Source organism: Brevibacillus sp. IT-7CA2, from assembly GCF_949767855.1.
Taxonomy (GTDB): Bacteria; Bacillota; Bacilli; order Brevibacillales; family Brevibacillaceae; genus Brevibacillus.
In genome coordinates this window covers 1-2,673 of record NZ_CATKQT010000025.1, presented here as the reverse complement: position 1 = coordinate 2,673, position 2,673 = coordinate 1, and the positions used below count along the sequence as shown (strand labels likewise).

1 protein-coding gene is annotated in these 2,673 nt (G+C 49.0%); it reads left to right on the top strand.

Annotated elements, in window-relative coordinates:
• The coding region (locus ACM6JA_RS16330) for a condensation domain-containing protein (RefSeq protein WP_414853155.1) at window positions 1-2,673 on the top strand (2,673 nt) is incomplete at both ends.

The following is a 2,673-nucleotide window of genomic DNA, read 5'->3' as shown; positions in this document are numbered from 1 at the left end:
ACTCGATGAACTGGGGGAGACGATTCAGAATCACAAGGTGACGACACTTTGGCTGACGGCTGGTCTGTTCACGGTCATGGTTGACCACAAGGTGGAGTTCTTGAACGGTGTGCGCCAACTACTTGTTGGTGGGGATGTCGTCTCCGCAACCCATGTACGCAAGGTACTTTCGCTTGACGGTATCACGGTGATTAACGGCTATGGGCCGACGGAAAACACGACTTTTACTTGCTGCAATCCCGTCACGGAGCTTCCAGAAGGCGTCAACTCCTTCCCAATCGGCCGACCGATCAGCAATACCACGGTGTACGTATTGGACAAATATCAACAGCCTGTCCCTCTGGGTGCGGCAGGCGAATTATATATAGGCGGAGATGGACTCGCTCTTGGCTATTTGAACAATCCGGAGTTAACCGCAGAACGTTTTGTGGAGAATCCGTTTGACCCACAAGGGGGTTCTCGCCTGTATCGTACCGGTGACTTGGTTCGTTATTTGCCTGATGACACGATTGAGTTTATCGGTCGTATCGACAATCAGGTAAAAATCCGTGGCTTCCGCATCGAATTAGGTGAGGTGGAAGCAGCACTCAGCTTGCATCCGTCTGTGAACGAAGTTGTGGTCATGGTCCGTGAGATTAAGCCGGGCGAGAAGCATTTAACTGCGTATCTTACCGTATCAGGAGACAGCACGCTCGAAACTTCTGATTTGCGTGCTTGGACAAAAACGAAGTTACCAGAATTCATGAGGCCTTCATTTTATATTTTCCTTGATGCGATGCCTTTGACGGCAAATGGTAAAATCGACCGCAAACAACTGCCGGAACCGGAATGGACAAATCCAGCTTCCGCCAAAGGCTACATGGAGCCGCGCAATCAGGTAGAAGAGCTGATTGCCAACATATGGTCGCAGGTGCTTGGAGTCGAAAAAGTGGGGATTCACGATAACTTTTTCGAGCTTGGTGGACATTCACTTTTGGCGACACGAGTCATTTCACGTCTACGAGAGGCGTTTGGAATAGAGCAGACGGTGCGCTCCATTTTTGAACATCCGACCATTGCAGCATGGAGTGAACAGGGAGCAGCACTTCATTTGGGAGAGAAAGAAGCGATTGGTGGATCGATTCAACCTGTATCAAGACAGAGCAATCTCCCGTTATCTTTTGCCCAGCAGCGATTGTGGTTCTTTGATCAATTCATGCCAGACAGTCCGATGTACAACATCCCATCTGCCCTTCGCTTGCAAGGCGAACTCGACGTAGTGGCATGGGAGAAGAGTTTACAGGCGATCATTTTGCGTCACGAAAGCTTGCGTACCACGTTCCAAGAAATAGACGGACAATCCATACAAGTGATTCATCCGCATATGGACTGGAAAATGGACATTCTGGACGTACGCGACCTATCTGCTGAAAAGAAGGAACAACAGATAGAGCAATTGACTGAAGCCGAAACTGCCCGAGCTTTTGCCCTTGGACAAGGACCGCTGATACGCGCGACGATGATCCAAACAGATGATCACGCATATGTCTTCTTGATCAACATGCACCACATCATCTCTGACGGTTGGTCGATAGGCATATTCTATCGCGAATTGCTTGCCAATTACGAAGCCTTCAGTAAACAAGAAACACCAGAGCTAGCAGACCTACCGATTCAATACGCGGATTTTGCCACATGGCAGCGTGAGTGGCTGGATGGCGAAATCTTAGAGCAGCAGGTTACGTATTGGAAAGAAAAACTGAGTGGAGCAGAACCGCTTCTAGCACTGCCGACAGACCGTTCGCGCCATGCTGTGCAATCCTATCAAGGAGCCATTTACACCAAGACCTTTTCTGCGGACTTGCTCGCCAAATTGAAAGTACTTAGCCAGGAGTCCAATTCTACCTTGTTTATGACGTTGCTGGCTGCATTCCAAACCCTTCTATACCGCTATAGTGGTCAAGAAGACATTGTCGTGGGAAGTCCGGTAGCTGGACGCAATCGGCAAGAAACCGAGAATTTGATTGGATTCTTCGTCAACACTCTGGCACTCCGAACCAACGTAACAGGAGATGTAACATTTACAGAATTACTGGCACGCGTCCGCGAAACAGCGTTAGAGGCCTATGCACATCAAGATTTACCTTTTGAAAAATTGGTCGATGAGCTACAGCTAGAGCGTAGCCTCAGCTACTCGCAGTTGTTCCAGGTCATGTTTGTCCTGCAAAACTTCCCGCTGGAGGAAGCAGTAACGTCTGGCATTCAGCTCACACCATTGGATTCTGAGCGACATTTGACGACTTCCAAGTTTGATCTCACATTGACAATGAGAGAGCAGGCAGACGGACTCGTGGCTTCCTTTGAGTACAGCACCGATTTGTTCGACAGTTCGACGATAGAGCGAATGACTGGACATTTGCAAAATCTGCTTGAGGCTATCATCGCCCAACCAGAGGAGTCGATTGAAAAACTTGATCTTCTAAGGGAGAGCGAACGAAATAAACAGGTGGTAGAGCTTAACAACACAGCGAGCGACTACCCTCGGGATAAAACTGTTCAACAACTGTTTGCCGAAACAGCGGCCAAATACCCAGATCGTATCGCCGTCGTTGCGGGAGAAGAGCAGTTGACCTACGCCGAGCTGGAGGCAAAAGCCAATCAGCTTGCCAACTACTTGCAAAAGCAAGGAGTAGA